The following is an 18,812-nucleotide window of genomic DNA, read 5'->3' as shown; positions in this document are numbered from 1 at the left end:
TGGAAATCTGCATAGAATCGAGGCAGGTCGTCTCCGCTGCGTCGTGGTCAGTCCTAAGTGAGGGCACTCAGGCTCAGTTGCGAACGCTTTTCTCCGTCGCCGGAATCAGTCATTTGGGGATTGTGCGCAGAAGTTTATGAAGGCGTGTAGCGGCGCACTAATGTGAGAGAATCGTCCGTTAGGTTCTGCCGCGATAGGCATTGCCGCTCAGCGTGATTGGCTAGCTGATCAAGAATGGTTCCATGATCCACTGGCTGCCGCGTAGCATTGCTGTCGGTGTGTCAGGACGTCTCTCGCGCGGCACGGTCGCGCTGGGCGTTGAGGATCGCAAAGATTGCCAGACCCGATGCAACGGTCGCACCAGTGGCGATTGTTTGAGTCGGGCGATGCCAGGCTGCTAAGCTCGCAATTGCTATGGTGGCAAGCACGTAGATCCAGGCTGCGACTCGGCTTCGAAGTGAAGTCGTGAACTCTCCCTCGCGACGCCAAAGCAGAACGCTGACCGCCGCGGCCGAACATAAGGACAGCGTGAGTCCTAGGTATGACAGTAAAGGCTGCAGTGAGGTCACGCATACAACAATCGCAATCACGACGCCTTGCATGATCACTGATAGCGTTGGTGGAGACTCTTCCGACGCGAACCAACCTGGAAAGACACCGTCCTCTGCCATCTTCGCGTAGACTCGCGGTCCAGCCAGGATCGTTGATGAGACGCTGGATAGTAATGCCATGACGATTGCTGCCCTGACGAGAGTCGCAAGGCTCTCGCCGCTAACAAATCGAGCCGCGACGACAGCGATGTCTTGCTGGCCGGCGATGGCATCGATGGGTGGACCGTACAGGAAGATCGAGTTGAGTAGCAGATAAATTGCCGTGACACCGATCGTTGCTCGCGTCATCGCTCCAGCGACGCCCGAAGAACCCTGGTGCGATTCGGCTGCAACATAGATTGCTGCGTTGAATCCACAATAGCTGAGCGAGACCCACATTACCGTGGTCGCGAATGCAAAAACCGATGGAGATGGATCGGGCGATGCGGGCGGTGGGCCAGTCCAGCGAGTCAGTGAAGCAAAGGCAATAGCGATAAACGCACCAATTAAAAGCAGTTTGATGCCGACCAGCACGTTATGACTGGACGTTCCACGGCGGGTATGAGTCGCGTGAGCGAGTGTGCACAACGCGATTGCTGCGATTGCAATGGATCCCGGCGGCAACCAACTAGGGCGTTGTTCGTTCGGTATCGCGTAAGCCTCTAGCGTGATCGCGGCCAAAGCGCCGGCACCGGTGAATCCAGCTAAAAACGAAACCCAACCGGCAATGAATCCTGCGGCGGGATGAACATAGCGAGATAGGAAGAGATACTCGCCTCCGTTGTCTAGCAACAGGCGCGTAAGGTTTCCATAACTAATCGCGCCGCATATCGCGATGACGCCGCCGACGAGCCAGGCAAGCATTACCCAGTGAGGATTGCCAAGATCAGCGATGGCGAATCCGCTGGTGGTAAACACGCCTGCGCCGATCATGCTGGCGATCACGAGCGTTGCCAGAGACCAACGAGTCATGGGCTAATGCCCCGGCACCTTGGCGGCACAAATAAATCGATACGCAGTGCCTCGACCTGATACAACACCGCGGGATTAAGCATTCTGGACCGATTCAGTCCATGATTGCGGATCGAGTGGTTCGATCCGTTCCACATTCCGTGTCGGTAGTGTCGCGTAAAGATGAGGGAAACTCGCTCCGTCGCGTGATTCCTCCCAACGTAGATCGTTGCCCAGGACAGCGGTCTGGACGCGGATCAACCATAAGTCCGAAGCTCCGGCATAGTGTGCCGCAAGCGTACCGGAAACTTGTTCTTGGGTTGAAAAGTGCAGAAAACCGTCCGCTTGGTCGTGGGTGGATCCCGTGAAGATTCCAGAGCGGATCGCCTGTTCAAGTTCAAGTTGGGTGACGATCTTACAAATAGTCGTAGCTGGCATTCGGTTAGTCTTGCTGTGTTGCCAGCTTGCGGAAATACGCCTCGATCGCCTCTCGGTAATGAGTCGGAAGATCACGACTGATTTGTTGCAGCGATTCTTGACGTTCGGCAGCGGGTAGATTCCCCCAGCCGTTCTTAGCCGAATTGTCTTTGCGGTCGGCATCGCCTTGCCCGTTGGCACCCGCAATCCGGCTGTCTTCCATCGGCGATCCTGGGCTGCCACCCTGACCGCCGCCTTGGCCACCACTTTGTTGTTGCTGCTGCTGTTGCTGTTGTTGCTGCTGCTTTTCGATTTTGTCGATCAGCTTGGTTAGCTTGTCGATCACTTCTTGTTCGCGATCTTGTGTCGCTTCATCGGTGCGCCCAAGATCCAAGCGGCGAGTGACATCGGTCATCAAGCGAGAGATCTCGTCAAGGGAATCTTCTTTGAGTGGTTTGATGTCCGCGATCAGCAATTTAGCTGTACGAGCATAGCGAACCGGAATATCGTCTTCGTGCTGGAGCAACGATCGCAAGTCAGCAAGCGATTCTTTGGCCTTCAGCAACGAGTGATAGCACGCACCGCGATAAAACAGTAACGAAGCAGCGTCTGGCGAAATTGCGGGATCCACTTCGGCGAATACCGGCAACGCTTCGTCGTACAGTCGAGCCCGCACAAGTTCGCGGCCAATCCATGTTCGTAAGGCGGCTCGCAATTGCGGCGGCATCGATTCAACCGTCGCGTAGTCAGGACCACTAGGGTCCAGTCGGGTAGCGAGTTCCAGCAGACCGTTGGATGAGTTCCCGGGAGTGCTGGACCGGCGAATCATGTCCGCGATCGGATCGATCTGCAGCGCGGCCGCGTTGACCCACGCGTTTAACGCTTCGGCGTCTTGTTCGCGAATATCAGCTAGGAATCGGTTGGTCGTCTCGACAATGTCAGCGGGTGCGACACCAATCGCGTCCAAGCAACCTCGCAGCATTTGGGCCATCGCGTCCGTATCAAGCGGACTCCAGGTGCTCGTGCTGGCCAAAACGTCTTTGCCGTCATCGGGCTCCATGGGTTCAGCCTTGTCTTCAGGGATCAAGCCTTTACTCGGATCAAAGCCCTTGCTTGGATCCGATGGTCCCAGCGGATTCAGCGGAAGGGCGTTGTCAACGACCGCGGGAACTGGTCCTTGGATTTCCGCAGTGGCTTCCGGTGCGACGGAGGCAAAAAGCGAAAGAGTCGCGGCGAAGGCGGCGACAAAAGTCCGTGTTTTAGTGGTCCGTGTCTTGGTGAAGTGGCCGGATTGTTGGTCGATTGAGGGCTGGGCGAGTGTTTGGGAAGATATCGATTTTGAGGGCAATGAACGGGCAAAGAGACCAGGGCGATGGAGGGGACAGCCACTGGAACCAGGGCGTCGATTGGTGGTCGCTTCGAACATTCATGTTCTCCCAAACTTACGGGCATTACAGCTTTCGGGCCTATCGGTTGCGTTTGGTCACCAAATCTCGAGTGATCTGATACAGCCGATCTTGCCTTTGAGCAAGGTTTTGCAGCAAGGGCAATACGTCCTCGCCGGTGTCATTCTGGTCTTCTGTATTCTCGCCTTGAAGCAAATCGGCGTACCGATCGGTGGTGCTCTGGATGCGAGATTGCATCGTTCGCAGCAATTTTAGCTCAGCAAGGGCTTGCACGAGCGGTTCTTCCTGAGAACCCTGGCCTGATTGGCCCCCCTCGCCCTGCTGCTGTTGTTGCTGTTTTTTCTCTAAATCACGTTGGGCCTTGGCTAATGCGGCGATCATTTCCTCCAAAGCGGCCAGAATGTCTTCCTGGATGCCTTGAGTGACGGCGTCGATTTTGGACTGGCCCAGCCGTGTCGCCACCCGTTTGGTGTCGTCGCTAAGTTGTAAAATTACCTCAGGAAACGCGACACTTGAGCCTTCTTCCCTTAAAAGCAGCATCGCACGGTCGGCTTCCAGCGTGATTTTTTGTTCTTCGAAGGCCAGGTCGCCGGACTTCAAGTCCGTGGTCCGATTGCGTTGTGCTTTGGGCGTTTTGGCCAGTTGGATGGTTTCGTCGAGAACGGCCGATTGCATTGCTGCCATCTTACGAAGACGTGATTCGAGCTTAGCGAGTTCACGCTGAATTTCTTCTTCACGAAGTTGTCGTAGGATTTTTTCGAGCTTATCGATCGCTTTGCGAAGCTCTTCCTCGGCTTCCCGTTGCTGTTGAGTTGCCTTGCCGCGTTCTTTTTTAGCCAGTTTGTCCTGGGCTTGTTTCATCTTCTCGACGGCTTTCTTTAGCTGCTGTTGAGCAAGCTGTTCAGCGGTGGGCGGTTGCTGTTTACCGGGCGGTTGGGCTTCCTGGGGAGAAGATTGGCTGTCCTGTGATGACTCCGACTGGCCCGATTCTTGGGATTCGCCGGACTCTTGAGGATCGCTGGGTTGCCCGCTTTCGCTGGACTCCTGGGACTCGCTAGGACTGGCTGAGTCACTGGGGGGGGCATCACTGGGGGACTCATCACTGGGCATCTCGGCTGAGTCGCCCGACTCGTCTGGCTTTTCGCCTTCAGGAGACTGGGATTCAGAAGATTCGGAATCAGGCGATTGGCCTTCATCGGTTGGTTCGTCTTCGGTTTTGGAGTCCGTAGGTTCATCGCCGGGCTTTGATTCCGACGATTCCTTGGTGTCACCCGACTCGCTGGGTTTGTCCGAATCACTTGGATCATCCGCGTTACTGGGCTTGTCTGAAGACTTTTCAGAGTCGCTTGCTTCCGATGATTCCGCGTTCTCGGATTCCTCTTGTTGCTTTAGCTCGTTGCTGAGTTCTTCCGCTCGATCGGTAATCTCTTTTTGCTGTTTGGCAACTTCATCCAGATCCACGCCGTTTTCAGTTCTGGCCCGCACGCTTCGCTCATTGCGCTCGGTCAACCGAAGTTGTTTGATGATCTCGGCGATCCGCTTTTTTTCGTCACGGATTCGTGAGCTGCGATCTTCGCTCAATAAAAGCTTCAGTAAGCTTTCCAATTCAGAAGTCGCTGATTTCTGATCGTTGAGCGCTTCGGACAGTTGTCCCTTGGCAATCAAGGTGCTTGCACCTCGTAACTTTTCCAGCACGAACTTCTGACGAGATTGCTTGGCGACTCGCTTCAATAACGCAGCACGCTCTGGATTTTCGCGTGACTCCACGTCCGCGAGTCGCAATAGAAGTTCTTCCAAACGTTCGTAGCGTTGGGCTACGCTGGTTTGCCGCGATACCAATGGATCGGCATCACCGGTGGAATCTTGAGCCAATGCAGCCACTTGGCTGCACAACAGGAAAACGATGAGTGACAGATTTCGCATTATTTGAATAAGTCCAAGACTCGTTTCTGCTGAGCTTCTTCGGTCTCTTCCAAAAGGCTTTCTTGGTCTTGGATTAGACCTCGCATCAGATCCAATATCTCGTTGAAACTCTCCAAGTCCAGCATTTTTTCCAGAACCGCTGAAAGTTGCAGCAGGATTTCATCGTTGGTAGCGACTGCCGCCTCGACCGCCTTGTTAATTTGTTCGGTCTGGGATGTTTCGGTGACAATCGTGCGTTCGAGTTCGGTTATTTGACGCCGTAGGATTGGCAATGGTTCCGTGACCACGTTTGACAAGGGATCTCGCACGCCTTGTTGCAGTCTTTCACGTCGGTCCACTGAGTCGATGCGGTTATTGAGCATTTCCAGCAAGAGATCATCGATCCCCGCAACGATCCCGGCAAGTTCGTCTGTCGTTTTCGCGGCCTGCAGTTCAGCTTGGCGGACGCGGAGTTGCAGACGTTGCAGCGACCTAAGTTCATCTTCGCCGCCCGCTTTGAGTTCGCTGGCTTCGCGATTAACCCCGGTTAAGCTTTGTCGAAGACGGCGGGTTTCATCGATCGACTGTTCCAGTCGCGAGCGAAATTCCAGTTCTCGGCGTTCTAGAGTCGCCAGTAGTTGCTCGGGTGTAACAACTTGCAATCGAATCAGTTCACCGTTGGTGATATGTGCTGACGCTAAGTTGAAACGGTCCTTTGCGATCGTGTTGATCGTGATGGAATCACCCGGCTTGAGTTCTTTGATCGTTGATTGATCGGTCAACTCACGCAAATCAATGTCGAGGTTCGCAATGCCCTGGCGATCTCTATCGGGAGTCACGATGTATGGCTCGATGTCGCTGTTGGGCTGCGGGTCATCACCCAATTTTGTCGTTGCGTTTTCGTCCTGTTGTGGCCGAACTCGCATTTCCACGTGCATGGACTCGACGCCGTAGTCGTCCGTCGCCGTTGCTTCGATGGGAAGTTTCGCGATCGGGGTGATTGATGAACCGATCCCGGATAGACGCATGGACGTTTCAGGGATCTGGTCGCGAACGACGCCAATGAAATACCGGTAGGCTGCCTGGGCCGATATTCCTGTTTCATCGCGGGGGACAATTCGAATGGAAGTAGCCTCACGTAGATCTGCGAGTGATAGCGAAAAACTCATTGCATCATCGGCGATCTTTGCTGAAAGAACCCGTTCACCTTGGCTGTTCGGATCCACTGCATTGCTGTTGGATGCTTCCAGTGACGAGGCGAAAACGTCGACCTCGCCAAGTGGAACGCTGGAAGTACCAACGAGAGTCAGATTGCTACCTTCGCGAATGCGGACGCCCGCCTGGTAACTGAGTTCTTGATCGAACGCAGGGCCGGTATTTGCGGCGGCATCGCTTGGAGGTGCTTGTGGCGAAACATCGAAGACACGCAAGTAGTCTGGGTAGCGAACCTGCATCTGCATCGAAGCGATCGCCGGAGGATCGATTGCTTCGATACGGAAATCTCGCAAGCGATCATCCAATCCACGGATCGTCAGTGATAAGGAACGCGCTAGGGAAGTCAGCGGCGGACCGTCCAGTACAAATGATTGGTAACCATCGTCGAGTCGTCCGACGCGGCGAAGGTTGCTTTGCCCGCGAGTTCCCTCATCGTCGACGTAGGTTACTGTGCATAGCTCAGGAATCTGGTGCCCATGGTCTTCACCGGCGGCGCGGATGCGAAGAGTGGAACTGCTTCCCCGCGCCAGTCGCAAGACTCGATCCTGGAACGGTACAAGTTCTGTCGCTCCTTCGTCATCTTGCGAAGCGGAAATGATCGGGACTTCCACGCCCACCATCTCCAGGGCAGCGCGTCGTGGCCAAGGTGAATCGGAAAGCAAAGTCAGGCGGCTGATCGCTCGACCAAATGTATTTGGGCTGGCGACCGCTAAAACCAAAACAGCGGTCAGCATCGGGACGACCAACCACAACTTTCGCGTGATCGGTTCGCGGCGAAAGACACGCTTTAAATCCACGCGGTCTACCTGTTGTGCCGCCTCGCGGTGCACTGCGGATAAGAACGTCGGGCTATGAGAATCGCCTGAGCGAGGTTGCCCTTCGAGCTGAACGGCGGTTACCAGGCTGCCCGCCAAATTAGGATGATGTCGTTCGATGAGCAGTGCGAGTGAATCGTCGGGCAATGGCCGTCGGACTCGTGACACCCAGTATCGCCAAGCGAAGACAAACAAGGCGATTAAGGTTCCAGCGAACACGACCGCGCGGGCGGATCGCGGCATCTCGCTGCCGCCGATTCGTACCGGCAAGTAATCGATTAGGAATGCAATCCAAAACACAGCCAAGACGATTGTGGCCAGGACCAGCACGGATTCCCAGACAATGTACCGACGTACCTGATGCCGTAACTGCGACAGCAGGTCACGGATTTGCGGATGCAGGGACGGGGACGATTCAGATTGCATGGAAGTTGGGGTAGTCAAGAAATCAGGCTAGACGGTGCAGGCGACGGGTAATCCATTCGAAAGTCAGCAGCGATGCGATCAACCACATCAATACCGCGTTGCGGCGTTCGCCAAAGAGTCGGTCCGGCGTCCCAGCCAATAAGGTGATCTGAGGTTGTGGCTCGATCTTGGTGGTTAGTTCTTGTGCGATCGATGAAATTGGGGTGTCCGTGTTGACCGGGAAATACTGGCCGCGTGTGGTCGAGGCGAGTTGTTGCAGTTCCTCGTCGGCGCGGCGGGGGCGTTCCAGTTCACTGGTTGGTAACCGAACCTGAACCGTTTGACGGAGAGTCTGTTCGTCGAGGGCGTCACCGACAGTCAGTTGAACTTCGTAGCCACCGCTGGTCGTCGCAACGAAGTTGCCAGTGTAGGTCCCCCCGCGAGGAGAATCGGTCGCCGGCGTCATGCGGATGTCTTTGATCTTGCCGTCGGGCGTAAGCAGTTTGGCGGTCACGAATGGATCGGTTAGCGGTTGGAATTGGTCGTCGACCAAGACCGCTCGCAGCGTCACGGTTTGCCCCACCATGACTCGTGAAGCATCCACCAGCAGAACACCGCGGTTGCTATCGCGAAGCAATCGACCTTCGCTAACCCAGCGAATTAGCTTGGTGTAATAGCTATCGAAGTATTGATCGCCGGCCGCGCGAAGCCGCCACATTTCACCACTGCCTTGGAAGTAAACTCGTCCAGCACCATAAAACTGGCTAGCCGCAAAGATCGGCAGGCTGCCGCTTACTTCGGTCGTTGGATCGGAGAAATAAGCGTAGGCCTTGGCACCTGGCTTGGCGCTCTTCACTCCGACGTAGTCATACACGCTGCCGTATTCTTTCCAGATCTCAAAGCTTTCTTCGGGCGTGTCGGCAATCCACAGGAATTCGGCGGTTGATGCTTCTGGCGTGAATTCTAGGGGCCAAGCACTGCGTCCACCTTGGCGTCCGCCGCCCAATAGCGGACCGCGTGTGGCCAGGTTAACGGGGAAGAAACCATTGATCTGGCTTGATCGCGAGTCGCCACGTTTGCTGGTGATTTTGGGATGGTAAACCGGGCCGGCTACCAGCACTAAACCGCCGGCTTGTTGGGTCAGGAAGCGATCGATTAAGTCAAGCGATGCCGAGTCGATCGCCGACCAGTCTGGATCGAACATCACCAACGCATCGTAAGCGAAGAGATCCTCGGCGGTGGGCGGGAATTCGGTCAGCAACTGGTCTGCGTCCTGGCTCATGCCGGTGCGGCCAGTTTGCAGCCAGACGTCCAGTTCGACGGATTCGTCTCGGTAAAGCAAGTTTCGAACAAACCGGTATTCACGCGTTGGTCCGCCCGCGATGGCGAGCACCTTCAGCTTCCGCGCGACGACTTCGTAGCGAGCCGTTTGCATGTCGTCGGCTGAGTTGCGGTCTTCGCGAGGAGCCACGATGCGAACAGCTAAGCGACGCCGGCCGACTGTTTGAGGTTCGATTTCAAATCGAATGCCGGTTAAGGAAGCGTCGGGTTCTAAGTGGACCTTTTGAGTTTGCAGAACCTGTCCGCCCGGTAGCGAGTTGGTGGCCGAACGAGGTTCGCCGCTCGCCGAACCTTGATCGTTGTTATCAGGATTCGTTGCCTCGCCCGTATCGAGAGCGTCAATCAGTTCGACTTCCACGTCCATCGCAGACGGGCCGGTGGCTTGCAGGACAGCGGCAACGGCGAACTTGTCACCGGGATATACCCGACGCGGAGCTTCCAAGTCGACAACGCGTACGTTGGTCGGTGGTCGGCTGCTACCCAGACCGATTGGATAGAGCGACACCTCGCCTCGGCGTGCCAACGATAACGCCGATGATAAAGGCGTCCCGCCATTGTTCTGGCCGTCAGTGATGATTACCACGCCGGCTAAGGTGGTCAGGTCATGGTCGACCAGGATGGATCGCAATGCGTCACCAATTCGACTTTGCGAATCGTTGGCAGCTAAAGCCGTTTCCCAGTCGACGAGTTTCTCCTTGGGGGCGTCATCGTCTTCTTCGGACGCCGGGTCGCTAGGCGAGTCCGATTGTGGAGTGATGGTGTTATCCCAGCCAATCACATTGCGGAACGACTGTTCGGTTCGAACGGCATACACGCTACCCAGCGAAACGATGCCAAGCCCGAGCGTGATCGCGGCGACCAGTAGGAACCAGCCGATGTTTTCGCCGCCCGTAGGTGATGCTGACGTGCCGAAGCTTGGTGAAGTGGAACGGGATGAAAGTGAATCACCTGCCCTGGCATTGGCTGCTCGTCGTCGTCCAGCGGTCGCACCAGCGATCAATGCCAGCACGCTAGCGATCGCTGCCGCGGTTAAGCAGAACATTCCGAACAAAGCGAACGGATTTGTCGTGGACGAGCTTAGGTCGGAGGCGTTGTTGTCTGCCTCGGATTGGTCAGTCGATTTAGCCTGTCCCGTTTCATCCGAGCTTTTCCCAGAGGCCGCTGCGGACGTCGAGATCAGTTGCGGTTGTCCTGATCCGCCCTCGGGGCCACCCAGTGAATAAACGCTGGTGCGATGGTTATTGCCGAACGTCTCGACCAAGTTTTCCTGGTCGATCAAATCAATCGTGCGTTGAATCCGCGTTGGCGAGTCAATCGTCCCATCGGCAGGAAGCGACATGGATTGGCTGGTGTCCACCAGGACGACCACTTCGCTCGGGCGTGTCACGCGTCGTTCGGTCCGTCGAACAAGATCGAAGAACAAAAACACTAACGCCAAGATCACGGTCAGCCGCAAACCGATCAGAGTCCAGCGGACTGGGCGTGGGAGTTCAGCGACATCCCGTCGGTAAAAGACATAGCAAAGCGAGGTGGCGGCGATGACTGCAAGGACGATCGCAGCCCAAACCCACCAACCGTCAAGCGTTTCGGCCCGGGCGAATTCGTAAACGATTCGTTCGGTTGGTGAAGGTGCGGCATCCGAGCTAGTGTCAACGCCGATTTGCGCAAACGCATGGATCGGCGGTTGGCCTAGTAGCTTCACATAGTTCATGATCGAAGACATGCCAATCATCTTGATGTCTCCAGCGGTTCGCCATCGGTCGGCTGTTGGCGCGAAGATGAGCCGGAGGTGCGATTTGATGATCTGGTTTGAGTGGAAGTGGAAGGGTCGCGATGTACGCGATTTCCCTGCAGCCCAGCACGCGAGTGCGGCGCCCGCGTCTGGGTTCCGCGTGAACCGGACGTGGGGTGAACGTGATAGGAAGCCCACGCGGCCAAGGCCTGTTCGATCGCAAGCAACAACGCGAGCAAACCTAGCAAGAACAACAGGAAGGACGACATTCCACCGATCGCATCGTTGTTTTGCCAAGTGCTAGGCGACAAGAACTGGATCTTCATTGGCCCCAGGTCGCGAATGATCTGGGAGTGGGGAATGGAGGCCAAGTTGCTTTCCCCTACCCGCAAAACGGTTGCCATGGGCGTGACGGTCGTTTGCCCATCAGTCAGCGTTCGTTGCCATTCGACAATTCCAGGCATCAAGAATTCATCGAAGCCAGATTGATCCGTAATTGCCATTTCGGTGGGCGAAATGGTGAGGTTGGTGCCTACCATGTTGTTGAGTTGGCTGGTCGAGCCCGGAGTGGCGACGGACTGGGAGTCACCCACGATTTCAATAGATAGCCGTGGCGGCTCATCTGCGGGCGGCAACATCGTCACCGTTGATAAGTAAGTGTCGCCGGGCAGTGGTAATTCGGCCGGCTCGTCGACGAATCGCGACGTGGGTGGTGCCGCTCCGCTGAATAGCATCGCGTTGGTTTGCAATAGGAAAACCACGAAGGTGGGGTCGCCAGCCCAGTTGTTCCATTGTGGGCTCAGGTCGGTCATGACGGTGACGACCCGTCCGCGTCCTAACGCGTGTCGCGTTGCCAGTGGGTGATCGTCGCGTTGCAGCAGAACCTTTGTGTCTAAGTCGGTTGTTCCGGAGTCTGTTGCTTGGGTCGTTAAAGCTGGATCGTTCGCGGAAGCTTCATTGAGCTCGTCTGGGGATGGTTCGTTCGCTTTTAGGCCATCGCTAAGGCGGTGATCTTCGTGAACGGACCAGGCTTTGTTGATTTGAACGAGCCCGAACACACCATTGCCAGCGGCCGCGATCGGGCCAAGTAGGTCGCTGTCTTTCCCCAGTGCCACACGGTTTGAGTTCTGTTGGCTGTCACCGTCAATAGCGTTGGGCGTGCTTGACGAACCCGCTCGGCTTCCCAGTGATGTCGCCGTCTGAATTTCGCCGATCGGGAACGGAAGCAGGTTTCGATCTTCGTTTGCCAGAATTGAGTTGTACCGGTCCGGGCTCACGCTTTCGCCGAGGAACCACGCTAAGCCGCCGCCTTCACGAACGTATTGTTCCAAGGTTTCGGCCGTGCGTTCACTCACCTCGGGTAGATCAATCAAGTAGATCGCTCGATAGCGTTGGAGCGTTTCCAACGTTGCGTCACGCAACATTGCCGCGGGACGGATTTCAGGAATAGCCCCCACGCGAACCTGGCTGCCGGGATCGAGTACCGATGAGACGTGGTAGGCACCAAGGCCATCGGGATCGTTGTCGATGATTAAAACTCGTTGTGCATCCGCCAGCGGGATCGTGCAGCTTCGAACATTGTCGATCGGCAGTGCATCATCGGGCAAACCAATGCGCACCACGTGCGTGCCCTCTTGGTCGATGTAGACCTGAAACGACTTGGTGAGCTGTTGTCCCGCAGGAATCGATTCAATCATGATCGCCGGCAGGCTTTGAGTTTTGCCGCTCAGCGTGGATGTTGGATCCGCTCGTTGAACATCTCGCCCGTACGTGATCACGCTGGCCGTCATGGCCACGTTTTGAACTGGGGTGTTGGCGAAGTTCTTGACTGTGACGTTCACGGTCACTGGGACACCGGCTACCCAAACGTCAGGTTCCGGTGATAGGTCAGTGATGGCAAGGTTACGCGGCGTCGCGGCGGCGGTGTCGTTGGCTTGCCCGTTGGTGTTGACGCAGTCGATGAAGCTGATCTTGGCACCCGTCTTTTCGGCCGCTTCCAGCGATTGGGCTAAACGCCGAGGGGACTGCCAATCCCGGCGCAAAATCACTGACCAAGTAGAGCTGTCGTGAATCGGCTGGATTGGCAACCAGCAGATCCGACGCCAAGTCAATCGCGGGGACGAGGTCAGTGCGAAGTGACGAGGCTTGCGTGCTCATCAAACGTTCGACTTGGCGAGCATCTTGCGTGATCGTTTGGGCGGCAATGTCGGCGGCGGCGTCCGCAGCAGCCGATTTCGAATTGGCCACCATCGCAGCACGGCTGGCTCGCATCACTGTTAATTGATGTGTGCCGTCTTCGGACGCCAAGCGACGAACAAGAGCGGATACGACATTGAGTCCGCGATCGTATGCGGTTGTGTCACGCTGAGCTGAACCGGATGCATCCGAGTCACGTCGTTCGCTGTTGCCCGAGACGCCTTCGCCGGACACGCGTTGCCGCATCGAATAGCTGTCGTCCAGCACGATCACATGGTGTGTGGTTTGACCACCGACCGCACCGAGCCAACGTTTACCACCGATCAATCCGGCCAAAACGGCAATCAACAACGCGGCGACCGCAAGCCGAGTTAGCAGCAACAAGAGTTGCCGCAGTACGATCCATCGTCGTTGCTTGCGATAGCTTGCTAGCAAGAAATCCATCGCTGCCCACTGTGTACGTCGGTGCCGAAGCAGGTTGATCAAGTGCACCAATAGCGGCACACCGACAAACAGAAAACCGATCGCGAGTGAGGGGTAAAGCAGCAAGTGAAACGTGTGAGTTAAAAGTTATCAGGAAGTGAATCGATGGAGGTGTTTGTACCACGGGAAGCGTTTACCAAGCTGTGCCGACGCAACTGGCAAACGCAGAGGTTATGAGCGGATCTTGGGAAGGGATTGGCGAGCGGAAAGGAACTTAGCCAGCACTGCGTCGAGTGGATCGGAGGTGCGGACTTGCATCGTATCAATTTTCAATCGACCGCATGTTCGGCGCACGTCGTCCAAAAACGTGTCCAGTGCTTCGAGATAACCTTCGCGAAGAGCAGCCGGATTGCAGTTTAAGAACGCGGGTGATTCGAGACCTTCAAAACGGGTGGCTCCGGTAAAGTTGAAGTCCAATTCATCGTCGTGAAGCACATGGAACAAGGCCACGTCGTGTCCCTGGGAACGAAGCAGTCGCAGGCCTTCGGTCAGTGAGTCCACACCTAGAAGGTCCGAGATCACGCACACTAGTCCGCCTCGAGGAATCGAAGCGGCCACTTGGCGAGTGACTTTGGGAAGCTGGGTTTCGCCGTCCGCGCCACTTGTTGCAAGCGAACGCAAAATTCGCTGCAGTTGATGTTGGTTGCTGCGGGCGGGAACGCTATCGCGAATTTCGGTATCGAACGTGAACAGCCCCGCCGCATCTTTTTGACGCAGTGCCAAATAAGCGAGCGACGCGGCGATAGAGGCGGCATAGTCGAACTTGTTCAGTTCGCCTTCACCGTAGGCCATCGAGCCGCTGCAATCGACCAAAAGATGCAACCGAAGATTGGTTTCCTCTTCGTATTGTTTAATCGTCAACCGATCTTGGCGCGCGTAAACCTTCCAATCGATGTGCCGCATCTCATCACCAGCCACATAGGGGCGGTGCTGCAGAAACTCGATCGATTGGCCGAAGTAGGGGCTGCGGTGCATTCCCGACAAGAATCCTTCGACAACGCGTCGCGCGGTCAATTCCAATCGGCGAATGCGAGCAGTTACCTCAGGTCGCAAATATCTTTTGGAATCGGGCATCGCGTGACAATTCGTCTTCGGTGGTAGGCGTGGCGTCGATGATTCGGCTGATCACTTCGTCGCTAGTAATCCCTTCACTTTCAGCGGCGAAGTTGACGACCATTCGGTGGCGTAGAACAGGTGGTGCAAGAGCTTGGATGTCCTCGACCTGGACGTGTTGACGGCCTTGTAGCAACGCGCGAGCTTTGCCACCAAGAATCAAAAACTGCACCGCTCGAGGCCCTGCTCCCCAGCCAACGAGGTCATCAACAAAGTCCGGTACGCCGTCACTGCCCACTCGGGTTTGCCGAACGAGTGACAATGCGTAGCGGATAACGTGATCACTGACGGGAACTTGGCGAACGAGATGTTGCAACCGCAGGATCTCTTCGCCAGTTAAAACAGGTGCAGCGGTTTGGTTAACCGTGCCAGTCGTACGCCGGGCGACTTCGAACTCTTCGTCAAAGCTTGGGTAATCGACGAAGATCTTGAACATGAACCGGTCTTGCTGCGCCTCGGGCAGCGGGTAGGTGCCTTCCTGTTCGATCGGGTTTTGGGTTGCGAGCACAAAGAAAGGATCGTCCAGGATATGCCGCTCTCGCCCCGCAGTCACCTGACGTTCTTGCATTGCTTCGAGCAGCGATGCTTGCGTCTTGGGTGGTGTTCGGTTGATTTCATCGGCCAGCACTACGTTGGCGAACAATGGTCCCGGCATGAAACGAAGTTCACGGTGGCCGGTAGCACGATCTTCTTCGATGATCTCGGTGCCGGTCACGTCCGCTGGCATTAAGTCCGGCGTGAATTGAATTCGACTGAAGCTAAGATCTAGCGTCTTCGCCAGCGTGCTGATCATCAGCGTCTTGGCCAGTCCCGGTACGCCTTCTAGCAGGACGTGGCCGCGACTGAATAAGCAGATCAGGATCTCGTCGATCACATGTTCTTGGCCGACAATGATCTTGCCCAATTCGGTCAGGACTCTTTGTCGGGCGGCATGCAGCAGTCCCGCATCGGATTCACTGATCGGGGCGTCGACTGCGTTGGTAGAGGTGTCACTCGTCATAAGGATTTCATCGCCGGTGATGCTCGGATGGATTTAGGTCCAGGAGGCTTCGAGACAAAGAGGACTTCAGAAAACTAGTTTGTCAAATTGCAAAGCGGCTTCATGTTAGCAGGCGGGTACGCGGAACGGTTCACCGCGGAACCGATCGGATAGCCGATGCACGGATGGGCCGATGCACAGTCTACCCGAGAGAACAGGTCCGCGATGCCCGGGAAGCTAGTCTGGCAAAAAAACGAGCGGGCAGTCATTTGCTGATTGGTAACATCCCGCTCGCTAGATTCATTCACTGCAAGATGCAGCGAAGCGGAGTCTTCTAACGCAAAGCCGGCTAAAACCTAGGGCTTCAAACCGCGGCTTGTTAGCCTTGAAAAGAAGTTGCGGTGCCCGCTGGCTGGTTTGATGCCCCCGCGATTTTGGGGCGGCTCGCAATCTAAATAGAGCAAGCCAAAGAAGCTTTGAAGCGACTGGGAAGAATTCGAAGTGAGTGTGGACGTTGGCTCAAGGCTTCGCAGCGGTAGCGGCGCAATCGGTGGACGACGATTGCGCCGTAAATCCTAGTAGCGTGTTTGATACGTTATCGCTTATCCGATGAGTCCGGTTTAGCGGAGCGCCGAATAGGTGCTCAGAGAAGAATTCGTCTCCACCACTGGATCGCTTTCCAGGACGGTAGCCTGTTCGGCGCGTCTCAAGGCCGATTCGACTCGACGAAGAAGCGCCTCGCCGCTTTCGCGGCCCATGATGGGGGCTTCATTCGCGGTAGCGGTGAATTCCGCACTGCAATGCTGGCAAGCGACCGTGCATCCGAGCAAGCTAGCTCGAACGTCGATTCGCCGACCGCAAGTCGGGCACGATTGAGTGAATTTGATTGACATGATGAGATCTGTCCTTTCGACCGCAAACGAGAGCGGAAATCCGTTTTCAGGAAGATTATCTTACGTTGTTAGGGTTTAATGCAATACTAAATGCCGAAGCGGCGATCCCGTTGTGGCTGGTAGCTTAATCGCCTACTAGGCGAGTCACAAGCGTTGTAAGCCGCTTTTCGGGGGGATTGGCTGGTCCGTTGTGAGTAATAATGCAACCTTATGTGCAGTTCAGAGCGTTTTACGTTGCCTCTGACGCACATCTTACCGCGATCTTTGGCCCGCATAATGAAGAAATCAAGAGTGTTGTTTGTGTGTATGGGGAACATTTGCCGTTCCCCCGCTGCAGAAGCAATATTGAGTTCCATTTCGTCGACCGGTGAGGTGGACATTCAGGTTGAGTCGGCGGGAACAGAGAGCTATCACGTCGGCAATCTTCCCGACGAAAGGATGCGGGCAGCAGCGAAAAAACGCGGGATTTCCATGGTTTCGCGGGCCAGGCAGGCGACAGCCGATGACCTCGTCGACGGTGAATTTGAATGGGTTATCGCCATGGATCACGCCAATATGCGGCGTTTACGGGCCATCGCGTCTGCGGAACTGCCTTCGCATGTGCGACTTTTTTCAGACTTTCTGGACGATCAATGGCCCGATGAGGTTCCCGACCCGTACTACGGCGGCGACGATGGGTTTGAGTACGTATTGGATATGCTGGAAGCAGGATGCCCAACCATCTTGGAGTCGTTGTCGAAATCGTAGTGATTGTGCCGGTTGATCCGGTAAATGGGCTAAGATTTGGAAGCGTGAACAGTATCGGAAGGGCTTTGGGGGCATCGCTTGGCGAAAAAGTTCGCTGAATGAAGGTCAACCGCGGCATTTGAAACGTCCGTGCTTTTAAGGCTCCGGTTGTTGACGTGGGATCGTCCATTCGGCCCATTCAATCGCTCTCGACTGTCCTACGCTAATCGTCGTTTTTCGTGTTCTCGCCTACTGTTTGTGATCATGCTGTTGGATCGATTTTTCATGAGTTCCCAATCGCGATGTCTGCCACGACGTGTGTTTCAAGGGCTACTGCTGGTTAGCGGCTTCGTGCTGGCATGCGGGCAGACCGTGGTTGCGCTGGCCGATTCGACGGCGAAGGTCACGGTCGTGACCGCCGGAGGGAGTCAGGTTCAGGGCGAATTGGTGGCCTTAGGAGCCGATGGGCTTTCGATTCGCCAGGGATCAGAGGTCGTTGACGTTCCCGCCGACAATCTTTCGGTGCTTCAGTTTGGTAATCCTGCGAAGCAGCCGTTGCCGACCGTCGTCAAGCTTGACGGCGGTTCGATGGTTCGCGTTTCGAGTGTTGCTTGGGTCGGTGATCAGGTGACGTTGTCGCCGGCTCGCCAGCAACCAATTTCGGTGCCAGCGACGAAGGTTTCGTCGATTCGATTCCGATCCGGGAATCCAACCACGGACCCGGTTTGGCTGGGCTGGGAAAATGAGTCGCGGCGGGGGGACCGTTTAGCCGTCCGGCGAAATGAGCAGGCACTCGATTCAATCGACGGAACGGTCGTTGGGGTCACGGCGCAGGCCGTTGAATTCCAAATGGGTGGGGACACCATCCAGGCTCCGCTGGCGAAATTGGAGGGCGTGATTTTGTCCGGCGATGGAGCAGCAAATTCCTCGTCAGCGATTCGTGTTGTCGATACGTCCGGCTCAATCTATGCCGCCGATTCGGTTTTACTTGGAAGCGCGGGCGATGAGCTGGAAATCTCGATAACCGATGCGATCAAACACACGGTTGCTCTTTCGCAGCTCTCGACAATCGAATTCGCAGGCGGTGTCTTGCCATTGGCGGATGCTGAGATTGCAGAATCGAAGTTCGTTGGTGGGTTCGCCGATCCCAACTTCGTCCCAAGGAGCTCGGACGATCAAGAGCGTGAACGGAGAATTCAAGCATGGTTCGCACCTATTTCGAGTCTGCCGGAGTCGTCCGGTTCAACGGCGGCTTCCCAAAGCAAAACGAGCCAATCACAGATTCAAATGAACACGCCTGGCGAAATTAGCTTTCGCGTTCCGGCCGACTACCAGCGATTGGTGGTATCGGTGCGGCGAGGTGACGATGTGGGTGAGTTCCTGCCGGTCGATGTCGAGGTTTGGGTGGATGGCCAGCGAAAGTGGCAAGCGACAATGAGCGATCGGCAGACCCTGGGTCTGGACTTGTCGCTGGTGGATGCTCGGCGGGTCACGCTCAAAGCATTGCCGTCAAAAGGCGGCGCCGGTAAAGCTGGCTCGCAAGCCACTGGCGATCGCAATGCGAACGAGCGTTTGAATGCAGCGGCCGGTTTAGGAGGACAATTGGAATGGTTCAACGGACGGTTTCTAAAATGAGAGCGATGCATTT

Annotated in this window: 12 protein-coding genes; 2 read left to right on the top strand and 10 right to left on the bottom strand. The window is 55.9% G+C overall.

What is annotated here, in order from left to right; translation table 11 throughout:
* Window positions 1-281 precede the first annotated feature (281 nt).
* The 10 genes from ACR3ZL_RS21765 to ACR3ZL_RS21720 all read right to left on the bottom strand — a co-directional run bounded on the left by ACR3ZL_RS21765 (window position 282) and on the right by ACR3ZL_RS21720 (window position 16,438).
* Window positions 282-1,562: an APC family permease gene (locus tag ACR3ZL_RS21765; protein WP_473650984.1), complete on the bottom strand. Its 1,281-nt coding sequence runs from the start codon at window positions 1,560-1,562 to the stop codon at window positions 282-284.
* A 75-nt stretch (window positions 1,563-1,637) separates the two neighbouring features.
* Window positions 1,638-1,979, bottom strand: a complete 342-nt coding sequence (locus ACR3ZL_RS21760) for a DUF952 domain-containing protein (protein WP_473650985.1) — start codon at window positions 1,977-1,979, stop codon at window positions 1,638-1,640.
* A 4-nt stretch (window positions 1,980-1,983) separates the two neighbouring features.
* A complete protein-coding gene (locus ACR3ZL_RS21755) occupies window positions 1,984-3,384 on the bottom strand; it encodes a hypothetical protein (protein ID WP_473650986.1) in 1,401 nt (466 codons plus the stop codon).
* Between the two features lie 40 nt (window positions 3,385-3,424).
* Window positions 3,425-5,287 carry a V-type ATP synthase subunit I domain-containing protein gene (locus tag ACR3ZL_RS21750; protein WP_473650987.1) on the bottom strand — a complete coding sequence of 621 codons (1,863 nt, stop codon included), beginning with the start codon at window positions 5,285-5,287 and terminating at the stop codon, window positions 3,425-3,427.
* Window positions 5,287-7,722, bottom strand: a complete 2,436-nt coding sequence (locus ACR3ZL_RS21745) for a polyketide synthase (protein ID WP_473650988.1) — start codon at window positions 7,720-7,722, stop codon at window positions 5,287-5,289. The genes ACR3ZL_RS21750 and ACR3ZL_RS21745 overlap by 1 nt, the downstream gene beginning before the upstream one ends.
* Before the next feature lie 22 nt (window positions 7,723-7,744).
* Window positions 7,745-10,774 carry a VWA domain-containing protein gene (locus tag ACR3ZL_RS21740; RefSeq protein ID WP_473650989.1) on the bottom strand — a complete coding sequence of 1,010 codons (3,030 nt, stop codon included), beginning with the start codon at window positions 10,772-10,774 and terminating at the stop codon, window positions 7,745-7,747.
* A gap of 1,902 nt (window positions 10,775-12,676) precedes the next feature.
* The gene (locus tag ACR3ZL_RS21735) at window positions 12,677-13,519 is read right to left on the bottom strand and encodes a BatA domain-containing protein (RefSeq protein WP_486172962.1); all 843 of its coding nucleotides are present in this window, start codon (window positions 13,517-13,519) and stop codon (window positions 12,677-12,679) included.
* Between the two features lie 105 nt (window positions 13,520-13,624).
* Window positions 13,625-14,506, bottom strand: coding sequence for a DUF58 domain-containing protein (locus tag ACR3ZL_RS21730; protein ID WP_486173603.1), 882 nt, complete (start codon window positions 14,504-14,506; stop codon window positions 13,625-13,627).
* Window positions 14,496-15,566 carry an AAA family ATPase gene (locus ACR3ZL_RS21725; RefSeq protein ID WP_486172961.1) on the bottom strand — a complete coding sequence of 357 codons (1,071 nt, stop codon included), beginning with the start codon at window positions 15,564-15,566 and terminating at the stop codon, window positions 14,496-14,498. The genes ACR3ZL_RS21730 and ACR3ZL_RS21725 overlap by 11 nt, the downstream gene beginning before the upstream one ends.
* A gap of 599 nt (window positions 15,567-16,165) precedes the next feature.
* Window positions 16,166-16,438, bottom strand: coding sequence for a response regulator (locus tag ACR3ZL_RS21720; protein ID WP_473650993.1), 273 nt, complete (start codon window positions 16,436-16,438; stop codon window positions 16,166-16,168).
* Window positions 16,439-16,714: 276 nt separating this feature from the next.
* On the opposite strand from ACR3ZL_RS21720, the gene ACR3ZL_RS21715 reads away from it, so the two are divergent.
* Together ACR3ZL_RS21715 and ACR3ZL_RS21710 are read left to right on the top strand one after the other, a co-directional pair.
* Complete coding sequence (locus ACR3ZL_RS21715) at window positions 16,715-17,185, top strand: low molecular weight protein-tyrosine-phosphatase (protein ID WP_473650994.1); 471 nt, start codon at window positions 16,715-16,717, stop codon at window positions 17,183-17,185.
* A gap of 264 nt (window positions 17,186-17,449) precedes the next feature.
* Window positions 17,450-18,799 (top strand): glycosyl hydrolase family 98, encoded by a 1,350-nt coding sequence (locus ACR3ZL_RS21710; protein ID WP_473650995.1) that lies wholly within the window; start codon window positions 17,450-17,452, stop codon window positions 18,797-18,799.
* The last annotated feature ends 13 nt before the right edge of the window (window positions 18,800-18,812 follow it).

This window comes from Rhodopirellula sp. J20-39 (assembly GCF_057365095.1).
Note: the sequence above shows the minus strand (reverse complement) of the source record. Positions and strands in the feature narration are given on the sequence as shown.

Bases quoted from the DNA above. Each gene is read 5' to 3' on its own strand.
- ACR3ZL_RS21765 (WP_473650984.1), bottom strand. From the start codon at position 1,562: ATGACTCGTTGGTCTCTGGCAACGCTCGTGATCGCCAGCATGATCGGC.
- ACR3ZL_RS21760 (WP_473650985.1), bottom strand. From the start codon at position 1,979: ATGCCAGCTACGACTATTTGTAAGATCGTCACCCAACTTGAACTTGAA.
- ACR3ZL_RS21755 (WP_473650986.1), bottom strand. From the start codon at position 3,384: ATGTTCGAAGCGACCACCAATCGACGCCCTGGTTCCAGTGGCTGTCCC.
- ACR3ZL_RS21750 (WP_473650987.1), bottom strand. From the start codon at position 5,287: ATGCGAAATCTGTCACTCATCGTTTTCCTGTTGTGCAGCCAAGTGGCT.
- ACR3ZL_RS21745 (WP_473650988.1), bottom strand. From the start codon at position 7,722: ATGCAATCTGAATCGTCCCCGTCCCTGCATCCGCAAATCCGTGACCTG.
- ACR3ZL_RS21740 (WP_473650989.1), bottom strand. From the start codon at position 10,774: ATGATTGGCATGTCTTCGATCATGAACTATGTGAAGCTACTAGGCCAA.
- ACR3ZL_RS21725 (WP_486172961.1), bottom strand. From the start codon at position 15,566: ATGACGAGTGACACCTCTACCAACGCAGTCGACGCCCCGATCAGTGAA.
- ACR3ZL_RS21720 (WP_473650993.1), bottom strand. From the start codon at position 16,438: ATGTCAATCAAATTCACTCAATCGTGCCCGACTTGCGGTCGGCGAATC.
- ACR3ZL_RS21715 (WP_473650994.1), top strand. From the start codon at position 16,715: ATGAAGAAATCAAGAGTGTTGTTTGTGTGTATGGGGAACATTTGCCGT.
- ACR3ZL_RS21710 (WP_473650995.1), top strand. From the start codon at position 17,450: ATGAGTTCCCAATCGCGATGTCTGCCACGACGTGTGTTTCAAGGGCTA.